The following is a 4,111-nucleotide window of genomic DNA, read 5'->3' on the forward strand; positions in this document are numbered from 1 at the left end:
CCGTTGTTTCTGCGGCGCTGCTGCCTCTGTGGCTGTTCCGTGCGTACCGGCGGGTCGGGGGCCAGCAGCGGCAAGGGGGTGGGCGTCATCCCTTCGGTCACGCGGACCATGGTTTCGCGCCAGATCTCGGCAGGCAAACCACCACCCGTCACACCCGATAGCGGCGTGTTGTCGTCATATCCCATCCAGACGCCCGCCACGTAATCGGCGGTGAACCCGATGAACCACGCATCCCGCGCGGCCTGTGTGGTGCCGGTCTTGCCCGCCACCTGCCAGCCGGGCAGTTTCGCCCGCCCGCCGGTGCCCTCGGACACCACACGCTCCATCATCCAGGTCAGTTGTTTGGCGGCCTTGTCGTTGATGACACGCTCGCCAATCCCGGTGGTTGTCACCATGACCGGGTCCTGATCACCCAGCAGCTTCAACTCGGTCAGCCCATAGGGGTCCACGGACGAGCCTCCGTTCAGGATACCGGCATAAGCCCCCGTCATCTCGATCAGCGTGCTTTCCGACGCGCCCAGCGCCAGCGAAAGACCCTCCGCCAGATCACTGCCGATGCCGAACCCGGTCGCCACCGTGCGCACATTCTCCAACCCCGAGATATCGGCCACCTTGACCGCCGGAATGTTCAAAGAGTTCTTCAGCGCGTCCGCCAGTGTGACCCGGCCATAGAACTTGTTGGTATAGTTCTTCGGGCACCAGCGGCCTGACCCCGGAATATCCCAGCAGGTCGGTTCGTCCATCACCGTATCCAGCGGCGAATAGCCCAGCTCCAGCGCGGTGGCGTAGACGAAGGGCTTGAACGATGACCCCGTTTGCCGCAGCGCCTGCGTGGCCCGGTTGAACGCACCCGAGACGCGCGTCTTGCGCCCGCCCACCATGGCACGCACCGCGCCATCCGCCGACATCACTACAATCGCTGCCTGCGCCTTGGAACCCTCGCGGACCTTCTCGTCAAAGATATATTGCAACGCCTCTTCGGCGGACTTCTGAATGCGCTGGTCCAGCGTGGTGCGGATCACCACATCCTCGGTGGTGTTGCGGGTAAAGAATTCGGGGCCGCTGGCCATGACCCAATCGGCGAAATAGCCCCCGGCGCGTGCGGCTGCGGCCTCGGACAGTTGGGCGGGTTGGCTGCGTGCCTCGCTGGCCTGCGCGGCAGATAGAAAGCCCTGCGCCTGCATCAGCCCGACCACCAGCCGGGCGCGATCCTGTGACCGTTGCAGATTGTTCGTCGGCGCATAGCGCGTCGGCGCCACCAGAAGACCCGCCAGCATCGCGGATTCGGCGGGCGAAACCTCGGCCGCCGATTTACCGAAATAGCGTTGGCTGGCGGCCTCGAACCCGCGAGTACCGGACCCCAGATAGGCGCGGTTCAGGTAGACGGTCAGGATCTCGTCCTTGGAGTATTTCACCTCCATCGCGATGGCATAGATTGCCTCTTTCGCCTTGCGCCACAGCGAGCCCTGACGGCAATCGTCCTCATACGCCTTTTCCGATTCCCAATCCTCGGGAACGTAAGGCACACCCAGACACAACAGTTTCGCTGTCTGCTGCGTAATGGTGGAACCGCCATGGCCGGACAGGGGACCACGCCCCTCGCTCAGGTTGATGCGCACGGCGCTGGCGACACCGCGCGGGCTGACGCCGAAATGGCGATAGAACCGCTTGTCCTCGGTCGCGAGCACGGCGTTTTTCAGGTGCGGCGACACAGTATCCGCCGTGATGACGCCGCCGAACTGATCGCCGCGCCAGGCAAAGACCTTGCCATCGCGGTCCAGCAACGTCACCGACCCGCGCGCGCGCCCGTCCAGCAAAGCATCAAGATCGGGTAGCGTGGTGTAGACAATCCCCACCGCCAGCGCCAGCAGCAGCGCCGCAACCGCGCCAACCCGCCAGGTCACACCCCAGATCAGACGCGCGAGCCAGCGGAACAGGCGGCGAAAGATACCGCCCCCACCGCCACCGGATTTGCGCCGCGTCTTCCTGCGCGCCGTCTTGCGTGTTGCGGTCTTGCGGGCGGTTGCCTTCTTGCCTGCCGGCTTGGCAGCACGCTTGGTCGCCGCGGGTTTGCGCCGCTTCGATGGATACCTTTTATCGGCCACCAATGGCGGCTTGCGGCGCTTGGACTCAGTCATGCTCAAACTCTGCCCGGTTTTGCTTTTGGCCCACCATAGCCCGCCACAGCAGACATGTAGAGGTGTGAAATTCCGCGAATTCCCCTTACCGATCTGCCTGAATTTTCACCGATTGCCGAAATTTGTGCAAAAATTGTGCAACTTCCTCAGATTTCCCCCACGTCCCACCGGCGTTTCCATTCCTATACGCCCCTCGGCGCGCTCTTTTTTCTGCAGGTGCAAAATACCGGCGCAGCAGAGGGGAAAGACGTGAAACTGATCATTGCAACAATCAAGCCATTCAAGCTTGAGGAGGTCCGCGAGGCCCTGACCGAAGCGGGCGTGCGCGGCATGATGGTGACCGAGATCAAGGGCTTCGGCTCGCAATCCGGGCACACGGAGATTTATCGCGGCGCGGAATATGCCGTGAATTTTGTGCCCAAGATCAAGCTGGAAATCGCGGTGCCCGCCACCATGGCCGACCAGATCGTCGAGACCATCAGCACCACCGCCAAAACCGGCAAGATCGGTGACGGCAAGATTTTCGTCCTCGATGTCGAGCAGGCCCTGCGCGTGCGGACCGGGGAAACGAACGAAGAGGCGCTGTAGGCGCCCCAACTCCTATTCATCCGAGGACTGACAATGAAACTGACGAAAACTCTTTTCCCTGTTGCCGTGCTGGTCGCGCTGCCGCAGATGGGCCTGACGCAAGAGGCCGCAGGCGAGACCGCGCAACATACGCAATTCATCCTGACCTCGCTGCTGTTTCTGGTCGGCGGCTTTCTGGTGTTCTGGATGGCTGCGGGCTTTGCCATGCTTGAGGCCGGGCTTGTGCGCTCCAAGAACGTGGCCATGCAGCTGGTCAAGAATATGGGCCTGTTCTCCTTTGCCGCCATCATGTACTGGCTGGTCGGCTACGGGCTGATGTATCCCGGCGATGGCTGGATCATTGGCGGCGTTCTGGGTGCAATCTCGCCCGCCTCGCTGGAACCGGTGGGGCTGGACGGGGTGAATGCCGATCTGTCCTATGCCACCGTGGGGTCGGACTTCTTCTTTCAGCTGATGTTCTGCGCCACCACCGCCTCCATCGTGTCGGGCACCATGGCCGAGCGCGTCAAACTGTGGCCCTTCTTCGCCTTCGTGATCGTCCTGACCGGCATCATCTACCCGATTGAGGCATCGTGGCAGTGGGGTGGCGGCTGGTTGTCCGAGATGGGGTTCAGCGACTTTGCGGGCTCGACCCTTGTACATGCCGCTGGCGGGTTCGCGGCGCTGGCCGGGGCCATCGTGCTGGGGCCGCGCATTGGCAAGTACAACAAGGCGGGCAAAGTGGTTCCGATCCCCGGTTCGAATCTGGCGCTGGCCACGCTGGGGACATTCATCCTGTGGCTGGGTTGGTTCGGCTTCAACGGTGGCTCACAACTGGCGATGGGCACCATCGGGGATATCGCCGATATCAGCCGCATCTTCGCCAACACCAACATGGCCGCCGCTGCCGGAGCCGTCGCCGCGCTGATCCTGACGCAGGTGATGTTCGGCAAGGTTGACCTGACCATGGTACTGAACGGCGCACTGGCAGGGCTGGTGTCGATCACCGCCGAACCGCTGGCCCCGTCGCTGTTTCAGGCACTGATCATCGGGGCCGTGGGCGGTGTCATCGTGGTCTTCGCCGTGCCGATGCTGGACCGGATGAAGATCGACGATGTGGTCGGCGCTATTCCGGTTCACCTGATCGCAGGCTTCTGGGGCACCTTCATCGTGGCCTGGACCAATGGCGACGCGAGTTTCGTCACCCAGATCATCGGCTTCGCCGCCATCGGTCTGTTTGTCTTCGTGGTCAGCTATGCCTTGTTCTCGATCCTCAAGGCCACGGTCGGCCTGCGCGTGGGCGAGGAAGAAGAAATCAACGGTCTGGACATGGGCGAGCTGGGGATGGAGGCCTATCCTGAGTTCTCCAAGGGTTGAACCACCCGAAAATCACGCGAAAGCCGGGC

General features: G+C 62.7%; 3 protein-coding genes. 2 read left to right on the plus strand and 1 reads right to left on the minus strand.

Annotation, left to right across the window (positions count from 1 at the left end; translation table 11 throughout):
• On the minus strand, positions 1 to 2,138 hold a 2,138-nt coding region (locus MPJ51_RS21510), incomplete at its 3' end, for a PBP1A family penicillin-binding protein (protein ID WP_298391079.1).
• Positions 2,139 to 2,387: 249 nt separating this feature from the next.
• Here MPJ51_RS21510 and MPJ51_RS21515 point away from each other — a divergent pair.
• Complete coding sequence (locus MPJ51_RS21515; RefSeq protein WP_298391081.1) at positions 2,388 to 2,726, plus strand: P-II family nitrogen regulator; 339 nt, start codon at positions 2,388 to 2,390, stop codon at positions 2,724 to 2,726.
• A 33-nt stretch (positions 2,727 to 2,759) separates the two neighbouring features.
• The gene (locus MPJ51_RS21520) at positions 2,760 to 4,082 is read left to right on the plus strand and encodes an ammonium transporter (protein ID WP_298391083.1); all 1,323 of its coding nucleotides are present in this window, start codon (positions 2,760 to 2,762) and stop codon (positions 4,080 to 4,082) included.
• Positions 4,083 to 4,111 lie beyond the last annotated feature (29 nt).

The sequence above is a fragment of the Ruegeria sp. genome, assembly GCF_028066395.1.
GTDB lineage: Bacteria > Pseudomonadota > Alphaproteobacteria > Rhodobacterales > Rhodobacteraceae > Ruegeria.

Coding starts and splice junctions, on each gene's coding strand:
- MPJ51_RS21520 (WP_298391083.1), top strand. CDS start 2,760: ATGAAACTGACGAAAACTCTTTTCCCTGTTGCCGTGCTGGTCGCGCTG.